Origin of the sequence: Paraburkholderia xenovorans LB400 (genome assembly GCF_000013645.1) — a bacterium.
In the GTDB taxonomy this organism is placed as follows: Bacteria; Pseudomonadota; Gammaproteobacteria; order Burkholderiales; family Burkholderiaceae; genus Paraburkholderia; species Paraburkholderia xenovorans.
The window spans coordinates 2,024,514-2,051,472 of record NC_007951.1 but is presented as its reverse complement, the minus strand read 5'-3'; the positions used below and the strand labels follow the sequence as shown (position 1 = coordinate 2,051,472).

General features: G+C 59.2%; 27 protein-coding genes and 3 pseudogenes. 16 read left to right on the top strand and 14 right to left on the bottom strand.

Translation table 11 applies throughout. The annotated features are described in order from the left end of the window. The first annotated feature begins 99 nt into the window (after positions 1-99). From BXE_RS09055 to BXE_RS44075, 7 genes are all read left to right on the top strand, one after another. Complete coding sequence (locus BXE_RS09055) at positions 100-1,500, top strand: MFS transporter (protein ID WP_011488023.1); 1,401 nt, start codon at positions 100-102, stop codon at positions 1,498-1,500. Positions 1,501-1,648: 148 nt separating this feature from the next. Continuing rightward, positions 1,649-2,968: a M24 family metallopeptidase gene (locus BXE_RS09050; RefSeq protein WP_011488022.1), complete on the top strand. Its 1,320-nt coding sequence runs from the start codon at positions 1,649-1,651 to the stop codon at positions 2,966-2,968. 178 nt (positions 2,969-3,146) lie between these two features. Continuing rightward, entirely contained in the window at positions 3,147-4,193 is a 1,047-nt protein-coding gene (gene gtdA / locus BXE_RS09045) for a gentisate 1,2-dioxygenase (protein WP_011488021.1), read from the top strand. A gap of 65 nt (positions 4,194-4,258) precedes the next feature. Next, entirely contained in the window at positions 4,259-4,957 is a 699-nt protein-coding gene (locus tag BXE_RS09040; RefSeq protein ID WP_011488020.1) for a fumarylacetoacetate hydrolase family protein, read from the top strand. Positions 4,958-4,992: 35 nt separating this feature from the next. Further along, on the top strand, positions 4,993-5,643 hold the full coding sequence (gene maiA, locus BXE_RS09035) for a maleylacetoacetate isomerase (RefSeq protein WP_011488019.1): 651 nt from the start codon (positions 4,993-4,995) through the stop codon (positions 5,641-5,643). A gap of 119 nt (positions 5,644-5,762) precedes the next feature. Further along, positions 5,763-6,935, top strand: a complete 1,173-nt coding sequence (locus tag BXE_RS09030) for a porin (RefSeq protein WP_011488018.1) — start codon at positions 5,763-5,765, stop codon at positions 6,933-6,935. Between the two features lie 35 nt (positions 6,936-6,970). Continuing rightward, the gene (locus BXE_RS44075) at positions 6,971-7,429 is read left to right on the top strand and encodes a LysR substrate-binding domain-containing protein (RefSeq protein WP_233518791.1); all 459 of its coding nucleotides are present in this window, start codon (positions 6,971-6,973) and stop codon (positions 7,427-7,429) included. A 141-nt stretch (positions 7,430-7,570) separates the two neighbouring features. Here BXE_RS44075 and BXE_RS09020 read toward each other — a convergent pair whose 3' ends face one another. Continuing rightward, positions 7,571-8,140: an SDR family NAD(P)-dependent oxidoreductase gene (locus BXE_RS09020; RefSeq protein ID WP_081435501.1), complete on the bottom strand. Its 570-nt coding sequence runs from the start codon at positions 8,138-8,140 to the stop codon at positions 7,571-7,573. A 75-nt stretch (positions 8,141-8,215) separates the two neighbouring features. Between BXE_RS09020 and BXE_RS09010 the strand changes: the two genes are divergently transcribed. Beyond that, a protein-coding gene (locus BXE_RS09010; RefSeq protein ID WP_085953586.1) for an IS3 family transposase occupies positions 8,216-9,315 on the top strand; the annotation gives its coding sequence in 2 pieces (ribosomal slippage) (positions 8,216-8,468 and positions 8,468-9,315; 1,101 coding nt in all). A 4-nt stretch (positions 9,316-9,319) separates the two neighbouring features. On the opposite strand, the gene BXE_RS44070 is transcribed toward BXE_RS09010, so the two are convergent. Beyond that, complete coding sequence (locus BXE_RS44070; protein ID WP_233518839.1) at positions 9,320-9,544, bottom strand: SDR family NAD(P)-dependent oxidoreductase; 225 nt, start codon at positions 9,542-9,544, stop codon at positions 9,320-9,322. Between the two features lie 129 nt (positions 9,545-9,673). Between BXE_RS44070 and BXE_RS09005 the strand changes: the two genes are divergently transcribed. Next, complete coding sequence (locus tag BXE_RS09005) at positions 9,674-10,291, top strand: TetR/AcrR family transcriptional regulator (RefSeq protein ID WP_011488014.1); 618 nt, start codon at positions 9,674-9,676, stop codon at positions 10,289-10,291. A 541-nt stretch (positions 10,292-10,832) separates the two neighbouring features. Beyond that, positions 10,833-11,264 (top strand): hypothetical protein, encoded by a 432-nt coding sequence (locus BXE_RS09000; protein WP_011488012.1) that lies wholly within the window; start codon positions 10,833-10,835, stop codon positions 11,262-11,264. 62 nt (positions 11,265-11,326) lie between these two features. Here the strand turns inward: BXE_RS09000 and BXE_RS08995 are convergent. The 3 genes and pseudogenes from BXE_RS08995 to BXE_RS08985 form a co-directional block, all read right to left on the bottom strand. Beyond that, positions 11,327-11,889: pseudogene (locus tag BXE_RS08995) on the bottom strand (DNA adenine methylase); the annotation flags it as partial. Between the two features lie 242 nt (positions 11,890-12,131). Then, a pseudogene (locus tag BXE_RS08990) lies at positions 12,132-12,781 on the bottom strand (IS110 family transposase); the annotation flags it as partial. 205 nt (positions 12,782-12,986) lie between these two features. Further along, a complete protein-coding gene (locus BXE_RS08985) occupies positions 12,987-13,301 on the bottom strand; it encodes a hypothetical protein (protein WP_011488041.1) in 315 nt (104 codons plus the stop codon). 134 nt (positions 13,302-13,435) lie between these two features. Between BXE_RS08985 and BXE_RS08980 the strand changes: the two are divergent. Then, a pseudogene (locus tag BXE_RS08980) lies at positions 13,436-14,673 on the top strand (sensor histidine kinase). 540 nt (positions 14,674-15,213) lie between these two features. On the opposite strand, the gene BXE_RS46455 reads toward BXE_RS08980, so the two are convergent. From BXE_RS46455 to BXE_RS08955, 6 genes are all read right to left on the bottom strand, one after another. Continuing rightward, on the bottom strand, positions 15,214-15,507 hold the full coding sequence (locus BXE_RS46455) for a hypothetical protein (protein WP_011488039.1): 294 nt from the start codon (positions 15,505-15,507) through the stop codon (positions 15,214-15,216). 174 nt (positions 15,508-15,681) lie between these two features. Then, on the bottom strand, positions 15,682-15,864 hold the full coding sequence (locus BXE_RS45770) for a hypothetical protein (protein WP_148222934.1): 183 nt from the start codon (positions 15,862-15,864) through the stop codon (positions 15,682-15,684). Between the two features lie 181 nt (positions 15,865-16,045). Then, on the bottom strand, positions 16,046-16,306 hold the full coding sequence (locus tag BXE_RS08970; protein ID WP_011488038.1) for a hypothetical protein: 261 nt from the start codon (positions 16,304-16,306) through the stop codon (positions 16,046-16,048). Between the two features lie 148 nt (positions 16,307-16,454). Continuing rightward, positions 16,455-18,077, bottom strand: a complete 1,623-nt coding sequence (gene groL / locus BXE_RS08965) for a chaperonin GroEL (protein WP_011488037.1) — start codon at positions 18,075-18,077, stop codon at positions 16,455-16,457. Positions 18,078-18,111: 34 nt separating this feature from the next. Continuing rightward, positions 18,112-18,429, bottom strand: coding sequence for a co-chaperone GroES (gene groES, locus BXE_RS08960; protein WP_011488036.1), 318 nt, complete (start codon positions 18,427-18,429; stop codon positions 18,112-18,114). Between the two features lie 187 nt (positions 18,430-18,616). After that, positions 18,617-19,246 (bottom strand): hypothetical protein, encoded by a 630-nt coding sequence (locus BXE_RS08955; protein WP_011488035.1) that lies wholly within the window; start codon positions 19,244-19,246, stop codon positions 18,617-18,619. A gap of 194 nt (positions 19,247-19,440) precedes the next feature. Here BXE_RS08955 and BXE_RS08950 point away from each other — a divergent pair, with 194 nt between their 5' ends. The 4 genes from BXE_RS08950 (at position 19,441) to BXE_RS44060 (ending at position 21,118) form a co-directional block, all read left to right on the top strand. Continuing rightward, entirely contained in the window at positions 19,441-19,881 is a 441-nt protein-coding gene (locus BXE_RS08950) for an Hsp20/alpha crystallin family protein (RefSeq protein WP_011488034.1), read from the top strand. Positions 19,882-19,908: 27 nt separating this feature from the next. Then, a complete protein-coding gene (locus BXE_RS08945; protein WP_038456348.1) occupies positions 19,909-20,331 on the top strand; it encodes an Hsp20/alpha crystallin family protein in 423 nt (140 codons plus the stop codon). 75 nt (positions 20,332-20,406) lie between these two features. Then, on the top strand, positions 20,407-20,688 hold the full coding sequence (locus BXE_RS08940; protein ID WP_011488032.1) for a hypothetical protein: 282 nt from the start codon (positions 20,407-20,409) through the stop codon (positions 20,686-20,688). Positions 20,689-20,755: 67 nt separating this feature from the next. Then, positions 20,756-21,118, top strand: coding sequence for a hypothetical protein (locus tag BXE_RS44060; protein WP_011488031.1), 363 nt, complete (start codon positions 20,756-20,758; stop codon positions 21,116-21,118). A 747-nt stretch (positions 21,119-21,865) separates the two neighbouring features. Here BXE_RS44060 and BXE_RS46450 read toward each other — a convergent pair. Further along, positions 21,866-22,030 (bottom strand): hypothetical protein, encoded by a 165-nt coding sequence (locus BXE_RS46450; RefSeq protein WP_158340894.1) that lies wholly within the window; start codon positions 22,028-22,030, stop codon positions 21,866-21,868. Between the two features lie 196 nt (positions 22,031-22,226). Further along, positions 22,227-24,578 (bottom strand): hybrid sensor histidine kinase/response regulator, encoded by a 2,352-nt coding sequence (locus BXE_RS08930; protein ID WP_038456353.1) that lies wholly within the window; start codon positions 24,576-24,578, stop codon positions 22,227-22,229. An 83-nt stretch (positions 24,579-24,661) separates the two neighbouring features. Between BXE_RS08930 and BXE_RS48160 the strand changes: the two genes are divergently transcribed. Beyond that, positions 24,662-25,237: a response regulator gene (locus tag BXE_RS48160; protein ID WP_081435502.1), complete on the top strand. Its 576-nt coding sequence runs from the start codon at positions 24,662-24,664 to the stop codon at positions 25,235-25,237. A 1,055-nt stretch (positions 25,238-26,292) separates the two neighbouring features. Here the strand turns inward: BXE_RS48160 and BXE_RS45765 are convergent. Beyond that, positions 26,293-26,592, bottom strand: a complete 300-nt coding sequence (locus BXE_RS45765) for a hypothetical protein (protein WP_148222933.1) — start codon at positions 26,590-26,592, stop codon at positions 26,293-26,295. Positions 26,593-26,959: the final 367 nt, after the last annotated feature.

Here is a 26,959-nt window from a genome sequence, read left to right as displayed (position 1 = left end):
ACTTGTCCTTGACAATAATTTGTATGCCAACTATTGTTTCACAAACTAATCGCCACTCGACGGCGCACCGGCGCCGCCGGACATCAAGGAGACAAGTCAATGCAGCGCACTTTTGAGGTGGCGGCCATGATCGATTCGCGGTCGATGTCCGCATTCCAGTGGGGAATCGTTGTGACATGCACGCTTGCTATGGCAGTAGATGGTTTCGACGCCCAGGCAATCGGCTATGTGGCGCCAGCGCTGGTACGGAGTCTGGGTTTCAGCCGCGAAACGTTGGGGCCGATTTTCACGGCCGGCGTGCTGGGTATGGGTATCGGGAACTTGCTCATGGGTTTGATTTCCGACAAAGTAGGACGCAAACCTATGCTGGTTTCAAGTCTAATTGCATTTGGTCTGCTCAATCTGGCGAAGGGTGCAACCACCTCCCCGGAAATACTGATGCTTCTCCAGTTTGCGGCTGGCGTAGGTATTGGCGGTGCCTACCCAAACGCGATTGCGCTCACCTCAGAGTATGTACCCGCAACCCGGCGCAGCTCCCTCGTCACGGTATGTGCGATGGGCTATCTTGCCGGCACGACGTTCGGGGGATTTCTCGCCGCAGCACTAGTGCCTACCCTCGGGTGGCAAAGCATATTCTATGTAGGCGGAGCCATTGCCTTAGCCATCGCACTGGTCGCCGTCCTGGCAGTTCCAGATTCATCGCGACAACTGGTTGTATTCGGCAGATCACCCGAACGAGTGCGGCGGATACTGAATCGCATCGCACCCGAACTTGAATTACCACACGATGCCAAGTTTGTCGTAGCCGGTGAACCAAGTATCCAGCGCTCACCGGTGCGCAGCCTGTTCGCCGAAGGCCGGGCAGCTTACACAACACTGATCTGGACAACGGTGCTGATGCTGCTGATCGCGACCTACTTCGTTTTCAGCTGGCTGCCGACCTTATTCACTGCCGCTGGCATGTCTATCGGCAACTCAGCCTTGGCGTTAGCGGCTTTCCCCATCGGCTCTGCACTGTCCTCCCTCGCGCTTGCCCCGCTGCTCAGGCGTCGTTGGTCAGCACTGGCGCTGGCCGCTACCTGTGCGCTCTACGCGGTCGCACTAGCTTTCATGGGATGGACCACTCACGTCTTCCTGCTTCTCGTCGCCGTGGTCTTCGTAGCCGGACTAGGCAGCGGTACACAAGGGGTAACCCATGCACTAAACGTCGCCGTGTATCCAACGCTCATCCGCTCAACTGGTGTGGGCTGGGCAACAGGCATCGGACGACTCGGCTCCATGCTCGGACCGTTGATGGGCGGAGTCCTCGTTGGCTGGAAATGGACAACCAACGAGATTTTCTATGCCGCTGCCTCTCCGTGTGTTATCGCAGCGATTGCCATGGCGTTGATCTACCTGCTTCCGACCACACGTCGTACGTTGCAATTGGCGTTTCCCGAGAGTGATCCACAGATCCCTAGAGGTGAGTCATTGACGACCGGACTCACGGATCCCACCTGAGCCACGAGCACGCTCCATCGAGGGCGACATCCCTTCCTCTGATAGTTGCATTAGCAAGAGCACGTAGATCGAACGATTCACTTCGAGAATTCCTCGAAATCATTCTCGTTAAAACACCATTCTTTCAATTTTCTTTAGGAGTACATATATGAATCAAAGAGATTTCCCGTCCACCCTTTCTGCATCGATCAGCGAAGAAGCTCGTGCCGTCGATCTCACCGCTTTCGTTCCCCAGCTCTCGCTCGAAGAGCGTGACCGCCGCTGGGATCGGGCGCGCAAAAAGATGCTGATGGCTGGTTTAGATGCGCTTGTATTCCTCGGTAACGATATCTATTGGGGAATGGGCATGGCCAACATGCGTTACATGCTGCAGGTGGACTCCCAAATCGGTGCCGACGCGCTATTCCCTCTAGTTGGCGATCCGGTCGTCTGGAACGCGGTCGCCCACATGAACAGACCGACAAACATGTATTTGTCGGTCCAAAAGTGGATCCGCGACTTCCGTACACGAGGTGGGATGACTGTGGTTGCAGACGAGCTTCGTCAACGGGGTCTCGGCGGTGCTCGCATTGGCCTGGTCGGCTTCTCTTCTACGATCCAGACCACGCCAACCCTACTTCATGAAGACGTACTGGCATTGAAGCGCCTTTTGCCAAACGCGGAATTCCAGGACGCTAGCGCACTGCTCCAGGAAATGCGAATGGTAAAAAGCGAGGAAGAAATCGACATGCTGCGGGGCGCTGGACGCATCGCCCGAAAAGTCATTGACGCGATGGTAGAAACGGCCCGCCCTGGTGTGCCAGACGCAGCGGTGTATGCCGAGATGATTCGAACACAAATCGCCAACGGCGGTGAACCGAACATCTTCAATCTGTTTGCAGCAGGCCCGGTCGACCATCCAACTGACGAGCTATGGCATCTGCTTCATGGCTGCGAGCAACCTCTCACGCCGACCATGAGACCGCTTCAATACGGGGACATAATTGTCACGGAATGGCATACCAAATACGGCGGCTACCGCTGTCACACGGAGTTTTCCGTCTATATCGGCAAGAAGGCGCCGCGAGAACTGCTGAATATCTGGGCTGTTTCGCACGAATGTCTCGAGGCAAGTAAGGAGGCACTCGTAGCCGGTCGCACCATTGGCGAAGCGATCCAGATGATCCGTAAGCCAGCTCAAGATGCGAAGCTTGACTGGGTCGAGCTTGGTTTTCACGCAATGGGCACGGCGTCGCCAGAATTTCCTACGGTGATCTACCAGGACGGCTACGGATCCAACACATTGAACGGGAATCGTATTGCAGACATGGTTCTGGAAGAAGGCATGACGTTCGGCAATAACATCGATTTGCACAATTCCGCCTGGAAGCCCGATGTCGGTTGCATGCTGTCTGACTTTATGGTCGTGCGCCCCAAGCAGGCGGAGTGCCTGATCGGCGTACCGAAAGAACTCCCACAGGTTGGCTGAGCTAGTGACTGGGGAACGGCTCGCCATCAGCGCTTGCCGGCCACAACAGTACGCGGGGCATGCAATCCGACCAGCGCTCACCTCCGCACGAACTCGGTTGATACCGGTCGCCCTTTCTCACCCCCCCGCAGACTGGAAAGCCAGCCGGGATTGCGAAATTGAATTGGAGAAGTATCCAATGACGATTAGAAACCACAGCCCTTCCCGCATCGCCTACTACGAGCAGATTGCCAAGCTCGGTATGGCGCCGCTCTGGGAATCGCTGCACACGCTCGTGCCGAAGGAGCCGCGTCCGCAGGCCGTCCCGGCGATCTGGAAGTATGCACAACTGCGCAAGTTCGTGCTGGAGTCCGGCAAGGTCATCAGCGCGGCCGAGGCCATCCGCCGCGTGCTAATCCTCGAAAACCCGGGCCTGCCCGGCAAGGCGAGCATCACGTCGAACCTCTACGCCGGCCTGCAGCTAATCCTGCCGGGCGAGATCGCGCCGAGCCACCGTCACACGCAGTCGGCGCTGCGTTTCATCGTCGAGGGCACGAGCGCGTGGACAGCCGTCGACGGCGAGCGCACGACGATGCATCCGGGGGACTTTATCATCACGCCGTCGTGGACGTGGCACGACCACGGCAACCCAAGCATCCAGGCCAGCGGCGAGCCCGTCGTGTGGCTCGACGGCCTCGACATTCCGCTCCTGCTCCAGCTGGACGCCGGCTTTGCCGAGACCTATCCGGAAGACACGCAACCGGTCAAACGGCCCGAGGGGGACAGCTTCGCGCGCTACGGCCAGAACATGCTGCCGGTGCGCCACGACGTGAAGAACGGCAACTCGCCAATCTTCAACTACCCGTATGTGCGCAGCCGCGAGGCACTCTACACGCTCTCTCGCACGAACGAGGCTGACGCCTGGGACGGCTTCAAGTTGCGCTACGTGAACCCGGCCACAGGCGGCTACCCGATGCCGACGATGGCGACCTTCATGCAGCTACTGCCGAGGGGCTTCCGCGGCAAGGCTTACCGGACGACCGATTCCACGGTATTCAGCGTGGTCGAGGGACAGGGGAACGTCCGGATCGGAGAACAGTTGTTCGAGTTCGCGCCGCACGACGTGTTCGTCGCGCCGTCGTGGCAGCCGGTCAGGTTCGACACCGACGAGGACGCCGTCCTGTTCAGCTACTCGAATCGCCCCGTGCTCGCCGCGCTCAGCCTGCTGCGCGAAGAGCGCCAGTAACGGCACCGCCGCGTGAGCCCTGTCCGGCACGCGCGACTCCAATCATTTCAACAACGAGATTCACCATGGCATTCATTTTCCCGCCCGAAGCGCTGGTCGCCGTACCGGTCGTCCGCACAAACGACGCGATCGCGGTGCGCCGCGTCTATTGCGTCGGCCGCAACTACGCCGCGCACGCGCGCGAGATGGGCTTCGACCCGGACCGCGAGCCGCCATTCTTCTTCTGCAAGCCCGACAACGCTGTGGTGCCGGTCGGCTACAACGAGACACTCGCGCTCGACTATCCGCCCGAAACGCAGAACTATCAATACGAGGCCGAGCTCGTGGCCGTAATCGGCAAGCGCGGCGCGGACATCCCGCTCAAGGAGGCGCTCGACTACGTCTGGGGCTATGCGGTCGGCCTCGACATGACGCGCCGCGATCTCCAAATGAAGATGCGGGAGATGGGCCGTCCGTGGGAAATCGGCAAGGCATTCGACCGATCGGCGCCGATCGGCCCGATCCATCCGGCGGCAAGCGTCGGCCACATCGAGAAAGCCGACCTCTGGCTAAGTGTGAACGGCGAAACGAAGCAGAAGAGTAACGTCACGCAGCTGATCTGGTCGGTGGCCGAGACGGTCGCCTACCTGTCGAGGTTCTTCCGGCTCGAACCGGGCGACCTGATCTACACGGGCACGCCCGAAGGCGTCGGCCCGGTGAAGCCCGGCGACACGATGAAGGTAGGCGTCGAGCGTCTCGGTGAGCTGACCGTCAAGATCGCCTGACCTCCTCTTACCCGCAGACATCCAGGAACACGAACGTGGATCTCTACAGCTTCTTCAACAGCTCGACCTCGTACCGCGTGCGCATTGCGCTCGTGCTGAAGGGTCTCAACATCGCGTATCACGGCGTCAATATCCGCGTCGGCGAGCAGCGCGACGCGGGTTATATCGCCAACATCAACGCCTCCGCCAGCGTGCCGGCGATTGTCGACGGCGACTTCCGTCTCGCGCAGTCGCTCGCGATCATCGACTGGCTCGACGTCACGCATCCGGAGCCGCGCCTAATTCCGGTCGAACCGGTACTGCGCGCGCGCGTGCTGGAATTCGCAAATGCGATCGCCTGCGACATTCACCCGGTTAACAACCTGCGCATCCTCAAGTACCTGACGGACGTGCTGAAAGTCACACCCGAGCAGAAGGACGCCTGGTACAAGCATTGGATCGCCGAGGGCATGGGCACCGTCGAGCGGCTGCTCGCGCAGCGCAGCGTGGCGCAGGTAGGCCCGTGGGCCTTCGGCGCCGAGCCCACGCTGGCGGACATCTGTCTTGTGCCGCAGATCGCGAACGCGCTGCGTATGGACTGCGATCTGTCCGCCTTCCCGCGCGCGCTGGCCGTATTCCAGCATGCGAAACAGCACCCGGCCTTCGACGCGGCGCAACCAGACCGCCAGCCGGACTACGTCCAGTAGATTCCTGCAAAAAAGCTCAGCGAATCTGCTCGGGAAAAATTTCTATGGAGGATCGTATCTTCTAAATTACTAGAATTTAATACGCCTAACTAATTTATATATATTAATTCAGGAGACACATGATGAAAAAATCGACCATTGGAGCCCTCCTGCTCGGAGGATTTTCAACTATCGCTCATGCACAGAGCAGCGTGACACTGTACGGCAATGTTGATACCGGAATAGCGTACACATCCAACGTCCAAGGAAAGTCACTCTGGCAGGAGACGCAAGGTATCGGGCTCGGGAATCGCTGGGGGCTGCTCGGACAAGGTGACTTGGGCAACGGCCTGAAAGCCATTTTTAGGCTGGAGAACGGTTACAGTTCTTCTAGTGGTGCGCTGTTAAACGGCGGGCGCTTATTTGGTCGCCAGGCATATGTTGGCTTGAGCCAGCAGCAATTCGGTGCAGTGACATTCGGTCGGCAATATGACTCAGTCGTGGACTATGTAAGTCTCCTCGCCTCCTCGAAGCAGTATGCTGATCAAATGGGAGCCCACATCGGTGACAACGACAACATGTTCAACTCCCTTCGAATCAACAATTCGGTCAAGTATGCAAGTTCGCAGATTGCCGGGCTATCGTTTGGCGGTCTCTATGCATTCAGCAATCAAGCGTCTGGTGGAAATTCAACCGGCTTCTCAAACGACAGTGCCTTCAGCGTAGGCGCAGCCTATACAAATGGCCCGCTCAAGATAGCGGCTGCATTTTTGCAATTGAACCACCCATCGTCGGGCAATGCCAATGGCAGCAACACGGGCGGAGCTATTTCGGGCGACTATAACACTCTCAGTACCAACATCTTTTATTCGCAACCCGTTGCGAAGCAAACCGTGGGAGCGGCCGGAGCCAACTACAAGATCTCGGGATTCACTATCGGAGCTGTCTTCAGCGACGTAGTTTTTGACTACAACGATGGCACTTCTCTTCGATTGCTAAATTACGAGGCGAACGTCAGCTATCAGATCACGCAAGCGATTGCAACTCAGCTCGTCTACACCTTCACCGATGGAACGGCGGATGGGGGTGCGAGTTACGGAAATTTCGCAGATGGGCGACACCCGCGCTGGCAGCAAGTTACGGCTGGCGCCAGTTACTCATTATCGAAAGCAACTTCGCTCTATGTCTTGGCAGCCTACCAACTTGCATGCGGGGACGCCCAGCGTGCTGCCATATCCCCATCGGGCGGAGAAACGGCTTGGGGTCATAGGTCACAGATCGAGCTTACAACAGGAATTACCGTCAAGTTCTAGTGAGCCTATGGCAACTCGGACGTTGGACACGTGACGTGTACGCTGCTCATTTTCCCAATTGTGGTGGCAATTTTTGGGAGCTCGCCGTCGGATCCGTCTCTGCAAATCAACACAGGGACAGGCTGCGCGTCAACTCTCCGGAAGCCGTACACGAGGCTGTCAACACGGGCCTTAGAGTCGGATATCGGCTGCAATGGCTGTTTGAAGACGGGTTGAAAAACAGCAACCTGCGGCGGTTGCTCAGCGAAGACGCCGCGCCGCCCGTCACGATCCAGATCCCGTATGTGGCCAACCGCCCGTTGCCGAAACGCGCCATCGTGTTCATGGACTTCATCATGCAGATGCTTTCCCGGGTATCTGCTCTCAGCGCGGATGCGGCGACGATCTCGACACCGCGACTGAAGGCGTCCAGATATCTTCTCCCGGTGCTCGACCATCTTGTGTATTGCGCAGAAGGACCGCTGTGGGGCGAACGCCCCCGCTTCTTTTCCTGACGCGCCACATGCTGAGAGAAATTAGCTGTTGAGAACGATGTCGCGGATCGGCAACCGGCCGATGCTGAAGTTGAACGTCGGTGTGCCATTCGCACTTCCGCTTTGCGTGCTATCGAACTGCGGACCACAACATTTGCGACATTAGACCGAAGCCTTTCGCATGGCATCGACAGCCGCATTACCTGCCATATGTACGGCTGTATTCGGCGCAATTCGCCCAAGCAGCTTGAGGACATTAGCGAGGCATGGCCTGATCTCCGTCTGACCGCGCTCCATGCCGCGAATGGCCTTCGTGACCATCGCATCGACTCGCATCGGTTTGAGACCACCCGTGTCGATCTTTGTGAAATCGCCGTAAAAGAGTGGAGTGTCGGTGGAAGGTGGCGCCAGTTCGACAACGCTGATGTGGGTATCCTTTAGCTGAAGCCGCAGACTTTGTGTGTAAGCATGCGGTCCAGCTTTGGCAGCCGAATAGATTGGTGCGACGGCCAGAGGCACAAACGCGAGGCCGGACGAAACATTCACGAGCATGGCATCGGGCCTTGTCCGCAGATGATCGAGAAAAGCCAGGTTGGCCCAGATAGTGCCGTTCAGATTCGTCTCGATCTCGCGTGTCACGTCGACAAAGTCGGCCGCTTTCTGCAAGTCCAGCTTGCGCATGATGCCCGCGCAATGAATGACTACGTCGAGTGCCGGATGATCCTGTAGCACGGTGTCGTGACCTGAGACGGATCATGTAGCCAAACGGCAAGTGAGTTCTCTTATCCTAGAGGCAAGGAGAACTCGATGAAGAAGCGCCACACCGACGAACAGATCATCCGCATCCTGCGGGAAGCCGAGAGCCGCGAAGAAGCGGTGAAGGATCTGTGCAAACGGCACAACATCACGGAACAGACTTTCTACCGCTGGCGAAACAAGTTCGGCGGCATGGATGTCGCCGAGGCCCGGCGTCTCAAAGAACTGGAATCGGAAAATGATCGGCTCAAGCGCCTGATTGCCGAGCAACTGCTGGTGATCGATGGTCTGAAGGAGTTCAGCCGAAAAAAATGAATTCCCCGACGGGCCGGCGCGAAGCGCTGGAAGTCCTGACCCGGAGGGGACTATCGCAACGTAAGGCATGTCGTTACCTGGGGCTGAGCCGCCGGGTGGCGACCTACGCGCTCAGGCAACCGGAGAAAGACCGGACCCTGGGCGAACGGTTAATCGCGGCGTCCCAGGAAGTGCCGCGCTTTGGCTACTGCCGGATCTCGGCCTGGTTGTCGTTGGGCGAATCGCTCGTGCGCCGGATGTGGCGTGCGCTGAAGCTGAACATCCCGAAGCGACGGCCGCGTCGACGACGTTGCGGCAGCGATATCCGCCTGCCTGGCGCGACAAAGCCCAATTCGGTCTGGAGTTACGACTTCGTCCTCGATCAACTGGTCGACGGCCGTGTCTTGAAAATGCTGTGCGTGATCGACGAGTACACCCGGGAATGCGTGGCAATCGAGGTTGGTGCCAGCCTGCGTTCGCAGGACGTGATTCTGGTGCTGTCGAGGCTGATGCGGCTGTATGGAAAGCCGGCATTCATCCGGTCGGACAACGGCGCGGAATTTACCGCCGCCCGGGTGATGCGCTGGCTGCGTGACGCCTCGATTGGCCCGGCCTTCATCGCGCCGGGTAGCCCTTGGCAGAATGGCTTCGTCGAAAGCTTCAACGGCAAACTGCGTGACGAACTGCTGAATCGCGAATGGTTCCGCAGCCGCGCCGAGGCAAAAATGCTCATCGAGCAATGGCGTCAGTTCTACAACGAGAGGCGGCCGCATAGCGCCCATCGTTACCAACCTCCGGCCACGGTCCGTCGAGCCTCGCTGGAGTCCGATAATATCGACATGCGACTCACTGCCTGACTGGCTACAGAATCCCGCCGCAGGTCAGTCGCGCAGTGCGCGAATCGCATCGGGATCGGCCGCGTCGCTGCGGACGGTCTGAACGCTGGGAAGTTTCGTGCGCTTCGGCGAGTGCCGTCTCGCGACGGCCGGTTACGACGACCGTATTGCCACGGGCCAGCAACTGACGTGCGAATTCAAGACCGATTCCCGAACTGCCACCGGTAACAAGTATGGTACGGCCCGTCATCTTCATCATGGTGTCCCTGAAAGCATAGCGTGGCCCAACACTGGTGCAGCGGCCAGCTAATTTGCACATGGATAATTATTGTCAAAATGTATGGCGATATGATTTATGCTTATTGTCAATGTGTCAACCATGACTACCGCACCATTGAACGGCGCTGACATACCCTCCCGCCGTGAAGGCATCGTGAATGCCGCGTCGGAAACATTCCTGCGCTACGGCTATGCGCGCACGACCATGGCCGATCTGGCCAAGGCTGCAGGACTATCCCGACCGCTGCTATATCTGGAGTTTCAGGACAAGGCCGACGTGTTCCGGGCGGTCGCCGAACAGGTGGCGCGGGAGCTGGAACGCAGAATTCGGGCCGAGCTGGACGCGTTGCCAAACCTCCGCACGCAACTTAACCTGGCGTGTGAAATATGGGTCGTGGAAACGTTCGATCTGATCAGTGCGCATCCCGATGCGAAGGATTTCTTCGATCTCGGTCCGGAACTGCTCGGGCAGAGCTACGATGCCTTTGAGGTCCTGATTGCGGACATCCTCAGCCGCGCCGGCGCAAAGCAGGCGCGTGCCTTGGCGCGACTGCTGGTCAGCGCGTCAAAGGGTTTTAAGGAGTCGGCCAGTGATGGCAAGGACCTGCGCAAGCTGTTGCAGTTGCAGATCGATGCGCTCGTCGGCTACATCGAACGCAATGCACACGCCGCTGCAGCACCACATGCGCCTTGCGTCAGGCGGACAAGGCGTCAATAACTCATTGCGCGATCGCGAGAAACGCGACGAGCATCAGAGCGTCGGCACACCAGAAAGTTGGTCGTATGACGATCATCGTGGGCAGCGCGCCGCCAGCCAGCAAGCGTGCCGATCAGGTTGCCCGGCATCACGCCGGAGGCCCACATGCCGAACGCCCAAGCCCAACCGGCTCTTCGGCATCTGCACGGCAACAAGAATCGTGGCTCCCGACGAGTAGATGTCTCGATCAGTCCGATACTCGTCGGAAAACACGATCACGCGAGGGACTGCTGTGCACTTGAGGGTGTCTATCCGAGATGAGGGAGGTGGTATGGCTGTAATGATCAGATCAACTACAACATTCCGGGTTCGGCCATCTCCAGCTCAGCCCCCGAAGTTTCTTCTACTCGCAGCGACTAAACGACCGGAAATCGCGCCTATTGCATTCGTGGCGTGACGATCTATATTTGGAGAAGGCCACCGTCACACAGCCCTCGCCACCAAGCTTTCCCGATCAACCCTAAGGCGGCAGGATCGGGAAGAATATCCGGGAGAACATTCCGTGGAATTTCTGAAACTTGCGATTATCCACGGCGCTGTCGTCGGAATTGCCAAAGGTATCCAGCTCTTTAGTCGCCACTGCCGGCACCGGTTCGGCTACAGTTTTTTCTCAAAGCGAGGATTCTGGCTCGCGGCCATCGGGATCAATTTTCTGTGGTGGGGATTCGTTGCATGGGGGGCCTCGTTCCTGCACCACACCCCGCAATCGGGCGGCATAGTCCTCATGGGAATGGGGTTGCTCGCAGTCGCGTGGCTGATATACGAGAACATCCGCGATACCGACCTCCCTCATGGCGTGGGTGGATCGGCGCTCCAACTCGTACTGTTTTTCCCTCTAGCGATCTACGGCGCTCCGATCCTCCTGATCACCGTGCTCTTCCTGCTTTTCGCCACATTCAAAGGCGGACCGGCTGTATGGCTCGCTGACCGATGACTACCCACCTCTGCCGATAATCTGTCGCAAACACGGCGAGGTTATCGCATGGCTCTCCCCCATCAAAACAGGCCCGCCGGATCGTCGGCCCTGTTCCAACTATAGAGAATCAGTTCCCCGCTCAGTGCGGTGGATGCCGAGCCACCGACCGTGCATTGAATCTCTGCCCGCTCAACGTCCAGCCCCGCAAACACCCTTCGCATATCCGGATGATCGTTCACGGTCAGAATCGCGCGCCCCTTGATCTCTCTCATAACGACGGCCATCCGTTCATACTGATCGATACCGAATGGCACGCCATACCCTTCCGTTTCCCAATACGGTGGTCGAAGAAGAAAAACGTATGGGACCGATCGTATCGACTCATGCAGGCCTGCCAATCCAGCTTCTTGATAGGCACCGGACAGGCGAAGATGCGCAGCCGACAGCGTTTCTTCCAGACGCATCAGGTTGAGGCCTGGCGGCGATGTCGTAGCCGTCCCGAAGGTACGCCCTCAACACGACCACCGAAGCAGTTCTGCTGCAGGTAGTAGAAACGCGCGGCACGCTGAATATCGGTGAGCGTCTCGGGAGGCGTGTCGTTCAGCCACTTGAAAACCTGTCGGCTGCTTAGAGCCCATTTGAATGTATGGTCAGCCCTATTTCTGCAACTGCAAACTTCGATGAAGGCAAAGGCTTGCGCTAACGTATCCGGACTCTCGAAGGGAACGTTATTTCCCGGTCCACGATGAAAATTCGCACCCCACGATCCTCAAAACTGTCGCAGCTACGAGAGCTGATTCAAATGTCAGGTTCTTCGCGAGGTCGATTGCCGTTGTCGTCATCTACATTTGTCGTCGCAAAAAGCAGGAAGAGTGAATAGACTTGCTACGCAGCAGCTCGCTGCGGGTGAGGAACGTAGGCAGCGTTACCGTTCAGTACTGCCCATGCGATGCGGGCAAGCTTGGCTGCCAACGCGCAAGCCACGATACTTGAATGGCGCCGCTCCAGCAGTTGGCGCACCCATATCGCCATGGCGTCTGACCGTTTGTGAATGTGCATCATGATCGATCGCGCGCATTGGACCAGCAAGGTTCGCAAGTGCTTGTCGCCGCGCTTCGAAATGCCGAGAAGTGTCGTCTTGCCTCCGGTACTGTATTGGCGTGGCACGAGCCCCAGGGACGCAGCAAAATCGCGGCTCGTCCGGTATTGACGCGCATCACCTGCCTGAGAAGCGAGTACGCTGGCAGTGATTGGCCCGATTCCCGGGACTGTTAGCAAACGCTGGGCGACGTCATCCTCTTTCATTAACCCGTTCAGTTCGCGCTCGATAACGGCGATCTGCTCGTTGAGATGAAAAACGTAATCCCGAAGTTGCTCCAGCAAGGCGACAAGGCGCGGCGGTAAGTCATTGCCTGCAGCACCGCTGGCAGCTTTCGGATCGCCGCCGGACCAGTGCCTATGGCGACCCCAAATTCGACAAGATATGCATGAATCTGGTTGTGAGCCGAGCCTCGGCTGCGAATGAGCGCGAACCGGCTCGGGCTTTGATAGGTGGCCTGGCTGTTAGCCGGTCACGACCTGACGTAATGCCGATGCGCATGCTGTCTGGCCGGGCGCTATATCGAGATTCATGTGTGCTGCGCCAGGCCACGAAGCGAGGCGGCGCACGAAGGCCGCGCAGATGCTGGTACGGCGCAACGTGTCGAGTCGATCTGGTCGTGAGTCCCGGAGATAGCGTGCCTACGCCATTCTGTCCGCCGGTGGTTTCTCGACCGCGGCATCCACCTCGCGGCGGTGCTGTTTGGCCGTCTGCACGTCGTCGACAAACAGATACCCTTTGCCAGGCGCCACCCGAGCCACCTTGGAGGCGTTGTGAAACACCGGACAAGCCCGTGGCTCGTCGTCAACAAGGAGAATTAAATAATACGGCCCCGGTTTATGCTTTTTTTCCCCTAGTCGAACCGCAAGACGTGTTCCAATTGCGGGATTGAAGGAATAACGCGTGGCGATCCTGCCCACCGCGCCAGCGCCCCTTCTGGCCACGGCAAGAACCATTTGAGGGTCTTCCCTTTCCCGTGTCAGACAGACTCCGGTGCGTCGCTTTGAACCGGTTACAGGGGGGTTCCTGACGCGTTCTGCGTCATTTGGGCGCCCCGTTCTGTCGAAATACTATTCTGCAAGCACCAACCATGACTGATACGCAAGCAGGTCCGCTTCGCAGTTTTGCCGGGTTCCTGCGTCGGGAGCGGACCGCTCTCACCGAAAAATGGATGAATGCGGTGTTCGGCGACGCCGGCCTCGTCGAGGCCGACAAGCTGACGTACGATCAGCTCGCCGATCATCTGCCGGAAATCCTGGACGGGATCTGTACTGCTCTCGAAGCGCAGGATCTCGAACAGCCGGAGCCGGCGATCGAACGCGACGCCCGCACGCACGGAAAGGTCCGCTGGCAACAGGGCTATCGCATCGATGAACTGGTTCACGAACTCGACCTGTTCCGGCAGGTGCTGGCGGACGCGGCCGAGACGTTTGCGGAAACGAATGACTCGTTCACGAGGCGCCACGAAAGGCGTGCCCGGCGACTGATTGATGAGGCGCTCGGCGTCGTCGCGGTGACATCGATCCGGGAAGTGGTCACGGAACGCGACCGGAAAATCGATAACTACACCGGTAGTCTCGAGCGGGCGAACCACGAACTGACGCTGAAACAGCGGCTAGTGAGCGACCTTTATGAATCGCGCATGCAGATTACCCGCAGTGTCGTGCACGACCTGCGCAACTTCCTGAACGCATTCTCCATCGCGCTGCAGCTGATTTCGCGCGCGCCATCGAAAACGGAAGCCGGATTGGCACTGGCCACCCGGCAGGCCGCGGACATGAAGCAGTTGGTGGACGACATGGTCGAGTACTCGGTGGTGCTGGGCGACAGCGCGCCGCTTGCGGTCGATCCGTTTGACCTGCGCGAACTCTTTGACGAACTGGTAACGACCTGCCGTCCGGCTATCGAGGCAAAAGGATTGCGTCTGTCTACCGTTTTCGACGCGGGCGTGACAATGGTGCTATCGAACCGCATCAAGGTAAAGCAGGTGGCGCTGAACCTGCTGTCGAACGCGACAAAGTACACGAACGCCGGTGAAATCGAACTAGCGATGGGTGGCCACGGCGAAGGTGGCTGGTATCTGCGCGTCGCCGACACCGGTGTGGGCATTGCGCAATCGGACAGGGAACGCGTCTTCGACGAGTTCGAACGGGCCGCTGGCGACGACATACCGGCGTGGGCCTTGGGCTGGCTATCGTCAAGGAACTTTGCTGGGTTCTTGACGGCAGGATCCGCTTCGAGACCCGCGAAGGTCACGGCACCACCTTTGAAATCCGCTTCGCCGTCCAACCCGAAACGTCTCAGGATTCGCGCTTTTGCGCACGCTGACTGTGATCACTTCGACATGACCCGGAACGATCTCCAGACTGGATCCGCCGCGCCCTTTCGAAGTCGCGCATGTTCACTTTTTCCGGGGGCGGGTCCTATCGATAGGTGTGTCGTCAATGGCCGCGTGTCGACGGGATAAACGAGACAGTCACGCTGCCGCCTGCGGCGGCTATTCATCCCGATAGCCATCCAGTCCAAGCGAAGGCTGACATTCCAGAGTTCACTCGTGCGAAGACCTTTTTTCGTCAAAGCGGCCGCACGCATGAACGACTGTGCCGGGAACAGCCACCAGCCGACGCGCATAGGTGTTTCTCTCATGCTTCGGCCCAATCCGGCAGAGCCGTATTGCTCGCTCCATCGCCGCAATTGCCCGCTGACATAGGCGAGCGCACCGGGCACTGCGTAATGCCAGGACGTGACTATTAAGACATGTTCATCCGGAAAGTCGCGGTGTGGCGCGGTAACGGTAAGTCCGGTTTTCCTGTTACCGCGTCTTTGGTCAGGCTGTGCCCAGATCCAAGGGCAAAGGCTCCTGGACAGTCAGGCTGCCACCGGGACGCCCGACGGCGGCCCATCGAACGGTCGTTGCTCTACAAGCTTCGATGCATATGCAAGCGCATCATCCTCCGTTTCCTTGCGCAAGGACCGTGGCCGGTAACACTTCGGCACGTGCCACTCGACAACGACTTCGTCATCCCGGCAAATCTGCACCAGCGGCACATAGCCCGCCGTGGGCAGACGGCTGTCCTGCATCGTGCTGGAACCTCGATGCACCTGCACGACCTTCACATGGACGTCGTATCCGTTTCTCTTTTCGCTCCTGATCGTGTTCATCGGCTCCTCCGCTCGCCGCACCGTCTCACGGGCGGCTAACCGAAGTGGTTACACCTGTAGCGAGCCTGAGGCGCAACAGCACTTGCATGGACGCTCAGCAGGCCTGCGTCAATATAGACAGCCGCATTGCTAACGCCGCCGCGGGTGGCCGCGCGCCAGCGGGACCACCCACTATCAGCGATGTCGCAAATGCTTTGCTTTCAGTTGCATCGCCGACCAGACGGCAGCGGCTCTGCGCGATACTTTCCGATAGCCGCTCCTTAGCGCGGATGCACCGGCGCCAGACAGGGTGGCAATCTTTCGTTGGAGACGCTCGAACAGCCCGTCGGTGTGTGGATCAGAATGGAAGACATTCATGATTTTCTCCTTGCATGCGGCGGCAGGAGAAAAGCCTCGGGTTCAGTTCGCCTGCCCTACCGCCGCTAACAAACAGATGGAAACATGCAGCACGTGATGCACCGATCACATCGCCGAAACAGAAATTAATTTAGGTTATCGAAGCATCCATTTCAAGCCATATCCGGCTCACCGCTTCGCATCACTTGGGTCGCTCGGTCATGAGATACCGGACCACCAGCGCCGGATCGGCAATATCAAGTATCAGCCTGCGCAGCACGCGCTTGCGCATATGATTTTCGTCCAGGATCCACGGCCCACCGACCTCCCCCAGGTAGCGACCAATCGCGGCGCGCGTATCCTCGCCCGGAGGCACGTTTAAACGCACTGCAAGCAGGCCAGCGATCACGTCGTCGAGTTCAAAGTCAAGCGGCCGCGAATCGATCGTCAGAGTCAGATCCATGCTCACCCCACGCCAGCAATCCTTTGGACAAACATGAAACAGGTGCGCCGGACAGCGCTACAGCCACCGATGACGGCTCCAAGCCTCTGGGGAAATGGAGCCGGGCCCAGCCACGCTGACCGGCTGTCCAGCACAAGGCAGCCAACGTCTAGTATTCCAGTTCCGGTGCAGGTGCCGGCACGGCTTTTTCTTCTTTTGGCGCTTCCGCTACCGTGGCGTCCGTGGTCAGGATCAGTCCGGCGATCGAAGCGGCGTTCTGCAGCGCCGTACGCGTCACCTTCGTCGGGTCGACCACACCTGTCTCGACGAGATCGCCGTACTCGCCCGTGGCTGCGTTGTAGCCGTAGTTGCCTTTCCCGCTGAGCACCTTCGCGACGACGACCGACGGCTCGTCGCCCGCATTGGCTGCGATCACGCGCAGCGGCGCCTCAAGCGCACGCAGCACAATCCTGATGCCGGCGTCCTGGTCGGCGTTGGCGCCCGTGAGACTCGAGATGGCCGAACGCGCCCGCAGCAACGCCACGCCGCCGCCTGGCACGATGCCCTCTTCGACTGCGGCGCGGGTCGCATGCAGCGCATCGTCGACACGGTCTTTCTTTTCCTTCATTTCGACCTCGGTCGCCGCACCCACCTTGATCACCGCAACGCCACCGGCAAGCTTCGCCACGCGCTCCTGCAGTTTTTCACGGTCATAGTCGCTCGTCGCTTCTTCGATCTGCGCGCGGATCGCCTTGACGCGTGCGTCGATGCGCGTCTGGTCACCTGCACCATCGATGATGATGGTGTTTTCCTTCTGCACCTCAACACGCTTCGCGCGGCCCAGCTCTTCGAGCGTTGCCTTCTCGAGCTGCTTGCCAGTCTCTTCGGAAATGACCGTTGCACCGGTGAGAATCGCAATGTCCTCGAGCAGGGCCTTGCGGCGATCGCCAAAGCCCGGGGCCTTCACCGCCGCCACCTTCAGCACACCGCGCATCGAATTGACCACCAGCGTCGTGAGCGCTTCGCCTTCGACATCCTCGGCGATGATCAGGAGCGGCTTGCCTGCCTTGGCAGCAGCCTCGAGGACCGGCAGCAGGTCGCGGATACTGGAAATTTTCTTGTCATGCAGCAGGATCAGCGGATCGTCGAGATGCGCAACCTGTTTGTCCGGGTCATTGATGAAGTATGGACTCAGATAACCCCGATCGAACTGCATCCCTTCGACGACCTCCAGTTCGTTCTCGAGCGACTTGCCGTCTTCGACCGTAATCACCCCTTCCTTGCCGACCTTGTCCATCGCGTCTGCAATGATCTTGCCGATCGCCTCGTCCGCATTCGCCGAGATGGCGCCGACCTGGGCGATTTCCCGGCTTGTCTTTATCGGCTTGGACAGCCTGTGCAGTTCATCGAGCACAGCCGCCACCGCCTTGTCGATGCCGCGCTTCAGGTCCATCGGATTCATGCCAGCAGCGACGTGCTTCATGCCTTCCTGCACGATCGACTGGGCGAGAACCGTGGCGGTCGTCGTACCGTCGCCGGCGACATCGGCGGTCTTCGATGCGACCTGCTTGACAACCTGGGCGCCCATGTTTTCGAAGCGGTCCTTCAGCTCGATTTCCTTAGCGACAGACACACCGTCCTTGGTGATGGTCGGCGCGCCGAAGCTGCGCTCAATCAGGACATTTCGCCCCTTCGGGCCGAGCGTCACTTTCACTGCATCGGCCAGCACGTTCACGCCCTTGACGATCCGGCTGCGGGCGCTGTCGTGGAACTTGACATCTTTCGCACTCATCTTGTTGCTCCGGTATAAGCCATTGAAGAGATAATCAGGCCGCCTTGCGTGCGGCGCCTGCGTCGGACTCGAGGACGCCCATGACGTCTTCCTCGCGCATAACGAGCAGTTCCTCGCCATCGACCTTGACGGTCTGGCCTGAATACTTGCCAAACAGAACGTGGTCACCGACCTTCAACTGGAGGGGACGCCGGGTGCCATCCTGTAGCAGACGCCCGTCACCGACCGCGATAACTTCGCCCTGTTCGGGCTTCTCGGCGGCCGAGTCGGGAATCACGATGCCGGAAGCCGTCGTGCGCTGCTGCTCGATTCGCTTGACGATAACCCGGTCGTAGAGGGGACGAATCTTCATCTTCCATCTCCTGAGCGATAACAGATCACCAAAAAGGGAACCCGGCTGCGCACGCAACCCGCGAGATGGGCGATTGCCATTGGCCGTTGGGCGCAACCGTACCAGCTGAGAGCTGGCGGAAACCGAAATAGGGGCGCCGCCGGAGCGCTTCAAGAGGTCGCCAGAATTCCAGTTGTTACAAAATGTTTCACGGCAGAATGATCCGCCGAACCCGCCCCAGGCGGTAGACGACGCGATTGCGGCGTCCCGTTTTCTGCGGCAAAACGGGACACGGAGGACGGCGCCCGCCGTCGGGCTGCAGCGTGTCGTCGGGATCGCCGACTGTCTGCCATATGCCTCCCTTGACTGGACGGAACGTCCAGCGCATGTATCCGTTCTCGGCCGCGAGACGCATCAGCTTCTCGCGATACGGCGCCTCGTCGACAAGCCGCGTCTCGCCGTTGCGATCGTCGACGTACTCGCCGAACGCCTGGCGGCACGCCAGCGCCTCTCCTGCCGGGGCGCCGATCGTATTGCAGGGTCGCCGCTCAAGCCGTTCCAGATCCCACGCCCCGAGTTGCCATGCCACATCGAGCAACGCATGATCGATCACCTCGAAACTTCCCCACCGCTCGCTGACTTGGATTGCAGAGCTGGCGACCGGACGAGGCGGAATTTCAATGCCAGGGATCGTGACTGGCGTCGCGCGTCGAAAGCCGTGCCAGTGCAGGATCGCCAGCAAGGGCGTATTGGTTTGCGGCACGGCACTGACGGTTATCGCGTAAAGCGGTAACCCGACCGCATCCATCTGGCGTTGCAATATATCGTGCAGATTCACGCTCCCTCCGGAATTGCAGATTTCCAACTTTTCCCGTCTTGAAATTTCACGGGGTTGACCTATTTTAGATTCCGCTCAGGCGGTCGCGTTTCACGCGCTGCATGTTTCGATCTGTTTGTCGGCGGATTAGACCCGTGGCAGGCGAACTGGAGCGCGTGGTCCGGTTCGCCTCCTTTTACCGAGGGAGTCAGACCATGAGTGATCCCTATTTCAGCACCGACCTGTTCGGTGGAATCGACCGTCTGCAACAGCAGATGGCAAGTGTCTTCGGTGGCTTTTCCACCAGCCTGCGCGCTGCCCGGCTCGGCGCGTTTCCGGAAATCAACATCGGCAGTACCGACGACACAATCGAGATCGTCGCATTTGCGCCGGGGCTGGATCCTGCCCAGCTCGACGTGTCAATCGACAAAGGGCTGCTTATCATCAGCGGCGAGCGCAAGAACCTCGAACGCAGCCGGAACGACGAGGTACGAAGCTATGTGCAGGAGCGATTCTCCGGCTCGTTCAGACGCGTGATCGAACTTCCCCAGCAGGCGGACCCGGACAAGGTCGAGGCACGCTATACGAATGGTTGTCTGAAGATCAGCGTGGGCAAACTCGAAGCGTCGAAGCCACGCGCCATTACCGTCCAGTAATCGCAAGCAAGACAAAGCAGAATGACCATGAATGATCGTACTGAAGTGGCCGAACGCTCATCGGAAACGGGCGCGGCCGTCGCGAGGCAACAAGCAGGGGCGAACGCAGGAGCGCGGCGCACCACGCTCACGCCTGCCGTCGACATATTCGAGGACGGCCAGGGCGTCACGCTGCTGGCCGACCTGCCCGGCGTGTCTCGCGAGAAGCTCGACATCCGGGTACAGGACAACCGCCTCTACATCGAGGCGGAGGCCGTTGTATCGACGCCGTCTGGCCTGCGTCTACAGCATGCCGAGGTACAGGACCCGCATTTCGCGAGGGCATTCACGCTCAGCGGCAATTTCGATACGTCGCGCATTGATGCGCAACTGCGCGACGGCATACTGAAACTCAACATTCCGCGGCGTGATGAAGCCCGGCCACGACGTATCGCGGTCACTGCTGGCTAGCGGTTCGGGCCGTGTTGTGGAATACACGGCGGCGCCTGCATCGAGCCGCTCGCCGACCCTACGGAGAACATCGTCATGCATAACGAAATACAGGAATCCTGGAAAGGTTTCTCAATCCACATTCGCGCCATTCCCGTGCGCCACATCGCAACGCGTTCTTCCGCTAACGACACGTTCATCGCGATCCTGAAAATCGACCGCGACGGAACAACAGTGGCGGACTGGCACCTACCACGCTTCAGCGAGAGGTGGACAAGTGCAGGTGAGGCGCAGCGTGAAGCAATGGGCTACGCAGTAAAAGCAATCGATGCGGGCTGCTGCGGTGAACCGGGAACCAGCTTCGAGCTGGCCGCATAGGTCCGCGGTCTCACGGTGCTCCGACTCGACTTCTACGACCTGGTTATCCTGATCTTGAGGTTAAAACATGAATAGGGAACGCGGGAATGGTAACTGGAATCCATTCACATTTTTGCGCCGACTCGGACAGGGCGGCGTGCCTTCGTCAACAGCCCTCGCCACCACTAATCCGCAAGGGCCCCAGTGCTCACCGAACCAGCCCCAACATCTACAGGGCAATCCATTGCGTGCGATGAACGAGTGGTTTCAGGAACCGTTTTTTGGCGAACTGGACCGCTGGTTCGACGATGTCAGCACCTCCCGGTTCCAGGCGCATATTGATGAAACTGAGGATAGCGAATCGCTACGCGTCGCAGCCGGACAGTCTGGCATGCCCAGGAAAACATTTCCGTTTGTGTCGCACGGAAAGCATTGGCCATCCGGGGCATGAAGACGCTTGGGTGACATACAGAACAGGACGGCTACTACCGGCCTGGGGCAGGCGTACGGTGGGTTCGCGCTAGCGTACCGCTCCCGAGAACCGAAGCACCTGTATCGACGATACGGAACATTAAAATCCGGTAGTCAGATGCTCCTGCCTCGCGTGATGACTGCATCTATTCCTGGCCATCGGCAGGGTAGACGCAACGGTGGACGGTTATCCCAGACTCACGGACTGGTTTCCGGCATGGTCCATTTTGCAGGGCTCCGCCGACGCGTCGGTCCGCGCGCCTGTGTGACCGGCCTTGTCGCATAGGGGAAAGCATGCAAAATTGTCGTATCGGGAAAAGCATGAAAACATCAGACACCGCAATAGCAGCATTCGCAACAGTGGTCCTGTCGGGACTCGTTTATGTCGATTGCACCCAGATGAAATCGCTATGTGCCGAGAGCGAAGCACTCGACATGACACTCTGCCATGAGATGGCGAACCATGAAGCTTGTGCGAAAGAGGCGCATCGGAAGTACGAAATATGCGTAAGACAGACGGGCTGCCCTATCTAGCTGCGTTGACTAGCCGCATATTTCCGTTGCTGATCTGTGGCCGTCGCGATAGCGACCGCGGCCGTACCAGCGTCGCAGATGGGCGTCTGTGGCAGCCGCGCCGTGCTGCTAAGGTCCGATCTGATGCGGACGGGGATGGTGGATCCCGGAAAACAGAGGCGATTCATACGTCTTTTCAGCTACATTCAGACATTCAGAGTCCACGCGGCATCGGCAACTTGATCGCCACCGGCCAAAGCAACCGGCTCGCCATCGCGAGACCGATGGTGTGCCGAGCCGACGTCTGGATATCGTAGACGAGCATCGCCAGCGCGGTGGGCGCGCTCGCATACCATCGGAATCTCACGTCGTTGGCCATGCCGGGCACAACCATGTACCAAGTGGAATCGGAAGCGCGAGCGAGCAGCTCTCTGCGTTATTCGTGCGCCGAATCGGCGGTCCCGCGACTGCCGGAGCCGCCAGCCGTCAGCTCGGCCGGCTGAGCCAGCAAATCCAATGCCTCCGTCAGAAAAGTTGGATGCGCCCCGAGCGGCGAAAGCCATTCTGATAGTGAATCACTGCCCGATTGTTCGGAGTGCCACGTCAAGCTGGTCCACTGTGTAGGGTTTGCGCAGTCCCTTCCATGTAAAACCAAGCTGCACGTCAGTCGGTAAATTATCTCCCGACGCAAATATCACGTGCAGGTCAGGATGAGCGGCGACGGCCTGTTGCGCCAGGTCGATTCCGAAGACATCGGGCAGGTTCAGATCGGTCAACAGTACATCAAAGCTTTCAGTGCCTATCTGCTCCATCGCCTGCTTCGCATTTGCGGCCTTCGCCGTATGGTGACCCAGCATTTCGAGAAGTTCACAAACTGCATCCAGAGACGCGACATCGTCCTCAACCACAAGCACGTGCAAGACCACTTGCGACACGGGGCCATCGCCGGTCTGCGCTGCGGACGGCCCGTCTGCTGTGCCCGAAATCTCGTCGCCAGGCGTCCCAAGGACGTGGCGCAGCTTGCGCGCCAGTTCTTCCTGGCTATACGGCTTGCTGAGAAGCTCGACGCCCGCGTCCAGGCGGCCTCCGTGCACGATTGCATTCTGCGTGTAGCCCGAAGTGAACAGCACCTTGAGGTGAGGCAAAAGCTGCACGGCCTGTCGGGCCATCTCGGGGCTACGCAGTGCTCCAGGCATCACGACATCCGTGAATAGCAGATCGATATGAACCCCGCTGCGAATCACCGCGAGCGCCTGCTCCGCGTCGTCTGCCTTGAGCACCGAATAACCCAGACCAGCCAGCATCTCGACGACCGTCGACTGAACCTTCGCGTCGTCCTCCACCACCAGCACGGTCTCCCCGCCCCCCGTTATCCCTCCCTTGCTTTGTCTCGACGGCAGCTCAACAGCATTCGCCATTGAACGCGGCAAATATATTCTTACCGTCGTGCCGTGTCCGAGTTCGCTGTAGATCCGGATATGTCCACCGCTCTGCTTGACGAGACCATAAGCCATGCTCAGGCCCAACCCGGTTCCCAGCCCCTCAGGCTTGGTGGTGAAAAACGGGTCAAAGGCCCGCTCGACAACATCCGGTGGCATGCCCACTCCTGTGTCCGTCACAGCCAGCATCACGTACTGACCCGCCGGCACATCCGACAGGGCGCCTACATAACGATCGTCCAGCATCGCGTTAGCAAGCTCAAGCGTAAGGCGTCCGCCGGTGGGCATCGCGTCGCGCGCATTGATAGCCAGGTTCAGCAGCACATTTTCAAGCTGGTGAGGATCGACCAGCGTGTTCCACAGACCGGCAGCGACAACTGTTTCCACGCTGACTGTTTCTCCAAGCGTTCGCGCCAGCATACTATCCATCGCGCGCACCATGGCCGCAAGGTTCACAACAACGGGCCGCAGCGCCTGCCGCCGACCGAACGCGAGAAGCTGGGATGCGAGTTTGGCGCCACGCTCGACGGCATCGATTGCGTGGGCGAGGCGTTCCACGCTCCAGTTGTCGCGGCGATGCCGGTTCTCCAGCAGTTCGAGGTTGCCCCGTAAGACCTGCAGCACGTTGTTGAAATCGTGGGCAACGCCACCTGTCAGCTTGCCAATTGCTTCCATCTTCTGCGCCTGAAACAGCGCCGCTCGCGTCTGTTCGAGCATTTCGCTCGCCTGGCGCCGTTCGGTAACGTCCCGCGTCACCTTCGCAAAACCGATGAGGGTTCCTTCGTCGTCGCGAATCGCATGGATCACCACATGGGCCCAGAAGGTCGTCCCGTCACGGCGCACCCGCCAGCCTTCCGCCTCAAAACGCCCCTCACGGGCCGCCGTCTCCAGGCCACGCTGCGGTTTACCGGCAGCGACGTCTTCGGGCTTATAGAAACGGGAAAAATGAGAGCCGATGATCTCCTGCTCGCTGTAACCCTTTATCCTGCGGGCACCACTGTTCCAGTTCGTCACATAGCCCTCGGGTGAGAGCATGAAGATGGCGTAGTCCGTCACCCCCTGTACCAGCAGCCGGAAGCGCCGCTCGCTTTCGATCGCGGCTTCATGTGCCCTGCGCTTCTCACCCACATCTCGCACTATCTGAACCGCCCCACGGAACTCGCCGCGGGGATCGCGCAGCCCCGTCGTAACCACGCTCGCCCAGAAATGAGTGCCGTCTTTTTGCCGGCGCCATCCCTCCGACTCATGACGCCCCCGTTGCAGGACGCTTTCCAGTACCGCATCCGGCACCCCGTTTCCGCGGTCTTCATCGGTGTAAAGCGTGGAAAAATTGCGTCCGATGATTTCTTCCAGCTGGTAACCCTCGATCCGGGTGCCGCCGGGGTTCCAGCTGGCAACGTCCCCTTCGGACGTGATAAGGAAAACCGAGTAGTCCTCAGTCGACGCAACCCATTGACTGGCCCAGTCGTCATAGGCCTCGCGCTGCATGATTCCAGATTCGTGCATCGTCGTTACCCTGGCTGTTGGTGCGTATCTCTTTCAGGCTGGGTGCTCCCGCTCCCCATCGCTCCATGGGCGTCACTACAGCGGTTGATTCTATCAGCGCGGCAGTCGTTCCGGGATGGCTCAGGGCCTTGCTCACGAATTGCCGAACCAGGGGATGGCAAAGGATGATCAGGGTATTGCTGGTGGACGATGAACCCGCCATCGTCGAGGCGCTGGAACTCGCGCTCACGGAATATGGGCTGGAAGTCCGAGCCGCTGGGAACGGAGCGCGTGCGCTCGAATCCATCGCACAATGGCGGCCAGACCTCGTCCTGACAGACTGGATGATGCCCGTCATGGACGGCTCAGCCTCTCTCGCTTGCTACGGCAGCGCCGGAACTGGCTGGTATCCGGGATTTCATGATGAGTGCGCAGCAGCCGTCTGGCTTTCTGCCCGTAGACGAGTCCCTGCAGAAACCGTTTGGCATAGCGTGTCTGTTGCGGCTCATCGAACGGCATACGGGGCATCGTCCGGGTGGTCCCTGACTTGCACGCCGCGAGTTCGGAGACCTGACGTCCAGCGCAAAGCGCACGGACGTTCGGCACCATCCAGATCGGCCATTCGATGTCTCTCGCCACGACCTAGTTTTGCTGGCACCTGAGTTCCTGACAAAATTCCAGCACTGGCAAGACACACCTGACGAGGAAAGACGTCGTGATTGGACGCAGTCGTTGCCGGTCAATGCCCGTGAAACGCGGACAGTTTTTCCCAGGCATGACTACAATCCGATCAAACTTGGTCCCTGGGCGATTGACGGCCCACCTGATCCAGGCCGGCAGCGAACTCTGACGATTTCTGGCCAAAGGTGTCAAGCGCAGGAACCGATAGGTAACTGACGACACGTTGCTCCCGTGTGCCGCCGCAGGGCGCCGCTCCAGCGTCGCCGCCAGCACGTATGTCGGCGCGACCATGCGTCGGAACTATCGCGTCGGATCGCCTTGCTGTACTCCGTTTCCTCTCCCAGCACGTGCTGCCCTCGCCGGAACTATCCAACCTATCCGGCTCGTGTTCATTCGACAACGTCTCCCATGTACCCTGCGGGTTCTACCGCCATTTCCGGCAGAGACGGGGGACTCGGACCCACGCGCCGCTTAGCGTGGCAGGCTGGTATTGTTTCGGCGAGTGCGGTCACTCGATCTCATCTCTCATCCAAGGCATGCCATTAACAACCTGCCCCGAAATATGTAACTGGAGGAATAGCTAGCGCCAATTCCCGAACGGGCAACTTTCACAAATTCCTTGTCAGACGAGGATCACCGGCTGAAGAGCTGAATAGCACAACAACGCCAATGGGTTTCTATGCAGCGTCGAATGCGACCCCTGTCAATTGCTCACTCATTGCCACAACCTGTTCGCGCGGCCGGGTCGAACGCCTACACCGTACATATCAGTCGAATCGGCCGGCCTCGTGGACGCAATATCGCAATCCTCACAATAGACACCGCGCCCCCTCCATTTGAGGGCTGGTCGCACACCAGACCGTCGTTGCGGCGCCTTGCCGCACTGTTAGCGTTCCGCGATTCCCGGCGGGATCTTGCCTTCGGCATTGCGAAAACCCATGGCCTGCAAGTCCGCAAGCGTCCGGTGACGCTGGAGCGTCAGTGATGATGGATGGAGCCTGGATGGACAGCGAAAGCGCGTACGCCGTGCGCCGGATCACGGAGGTCCAGACCAAGACCGCATTGGCGGTTTTCGACTGTCCGTAAGCTTTCCACCTGTCATAGGACCGGTGAAGATAATTCGGGTCGTCGAGATCGACGTAGCAAAAGCAATGTGCGCCAGACGAAAGCACGACGGCACGCGCCCGCCTGCCCGGCGCAGGCTGGGCCACAGCGTCGCCGCAAGCTGGAAATGCCCCAGATGGTTCGTGGCAAATTGTCCTTCGTAGCCTCGCACGTCACGCGTGAGTAATGTCGCCATGATGCCGGCGTTCGCAATCAGCAGATCCAGCACCATCACCCGTGACCATGAATTCGCGTGCAAAGGCATCGACAGACTTTCGAATATCTCGTGCGCTAGCGCATGCACCTCGGGGCAAAGTTGCTGTGCAGCAGTGTTCAGCCCATATCAGTGATCGGCTATTCGTTGGGCTATCAATAGAAAGTGCGTTCAGCAGCGCCTTCAAACGCGCGACCGGACTGGCGTGGCGCAGCAGTACCGGATAACCGTCGCTTGGTGAGTCAGGCCGAGGCCCCGCCACAGCCGTCGAGTCATAGGGCACCACAAGGCTGCCAAACAACGACCCCGATGTGACCTTTAAGTCCGCGCCGGCTTCGCTCAAGCAAAAGACATGCCATTGCCACTTATCGGGCCTGAAATTGGC

Bases quoted from the DNA above. Each gene is read 5' to 3' on its own strand.
- groES (WP_011488036.1), bottom strand. From the start codon at position 18,429: ATGAAGATTCGTCCCCTCTACGACCGGGTTATCGTCAAGCGAATCGAG.
- BXE_RS08930 (WP_038456353.1), bottom strand. From the start codon at position 24,578: ATGCAGCGCGAGGCCTATGACGACTGGGCCAGTCAATGGGTTGCGTCG.
- BXE_RS46450 (WP_158340894.1), bottom strand. From the start codon at position 22,030: ATGGCCAACGACGTGAGATTCCGATGGTATGCGAGCGCGCCCACCGCG.
- BXE_RS08970 (WP_011488038.1), bottom strand. From the start codon at position 16,306: ATGGATCTGACTCTGACGATCGATTCGCGGCCGCTTGACTTTGAACTC.
- BXE_RS09040 (WP_011488020.1), top strand. From the start codon at position 4,259: ATGGCATTCATTTTCCCGCCCGAAGCGCTGGTCGCCGTACCGGTCGTC.
- BXE_RS44060 (WP_011488031.1), top strand. From the start codon at position 20,756: ATGAATAGGGAACGCGGGAATGGTAACTGGAATCCATTCACATTTTTG.
- BXE_RS46455 (WP_011488039.1), bottom strand. From the start codon at position 15,507: ATGAACACGATCAGGAGCGAAAAGAGAAACGGATACGACGTCCATGTG.
- BXE_RS45770 (WP_148222934.1), bottom strand. From the start codon at position 15,864: ATGAATGTCTTCCATTCTGATCCACACACCGACGGGCTGTTCGAGCGT.
- BXE_RS08950 (WP_011488034.1), top strand. From the start codon at position 19,441: ATGAGTGATCCCTATTTCAGCACCGACCTGTTCGGTGGAATCGACCGT.
- BXE_RS08940 (WP_011488032.1), top strand. From the start codon at position 20,407: ATGCATAACGAAATACAGGAATCCTGGAAAGGTTTCTCAATCCACATT.
- groL (WP_011488037.1), bottom strand. From the start codon at position 18,077: ATGAGTGCGAAAGATGTCAAGTTCCACGACAGCGCCCGCAGCCGGATC.
- BXE_RS08985 (WP_011488041.1), bottom strand. From the start codon at position 13,301: ATGGTTCTTGCCGTGGCCAGAAGGGGCGCTGGCGCGGTGGGCAGGATC.
- BXE_RS09005 (WP_011488014.1), top strand. From the start codon at position 9,674: ATGACTACCGCACCATTGAACGGCGCTGACATACCCTCCCGCCGTGAA.
- BXE_RS44070 (WP_233518839.1), bottom strand. From the start codon at position 9,544: ATGACGGGCCGTACCATACTTGTTACCGGTGGCAGTTCGGGAATCGGT.
- BXE_RS48160 (WP_081435502.1), top strand. From the start codon at position 24,662: ATGGGCGTCACTACAGCGGTTGATTCTATCAGCGCGGCAGTCGTTCCG.
- BXE_RS09030 (WP_011488018.1), top strand. From the start codon at position 5,763: ATGATGAAAAAATCGACCATTGGAGCCCTCCTGCTCGGAGGATTTTCA.
- BXE_RS09050 (WP_011488022.1), top strand. From the start codon at position 1,649: ATGAATCAAAGAGATTTCCCGTCCACCCTTTCTGCATCGATCAGCGAA.
- BXE_RS08945 (WP_038456348.1), top strand. From the start codon at position 19,909: ATGAATGATCGTACTGAAGTGGCCGAACGCTCATCGGAAACGGGCGCG.
- gtdA (WP_011488021.1), top strand. From the start codon at position 3,147: ATGACGATTAGAAACCACAGCCCTTCCCGCATCGCCTACTACGAGCAG.
- BXE_RS45765 (WP_148222933.1), bottom strand. From the start codon at position 26,592: ATGGTGCTGGATCTGCTGATTGCGAACGCCGGCATCATGGCGACATTA.
- BXE_RS09055 (WP_011488023.1), top strand. From the start codon at position 100: ATGCAGCGCACTTTTGAGGTGGCGGCCATGATCGATTCGCGGTCGATG.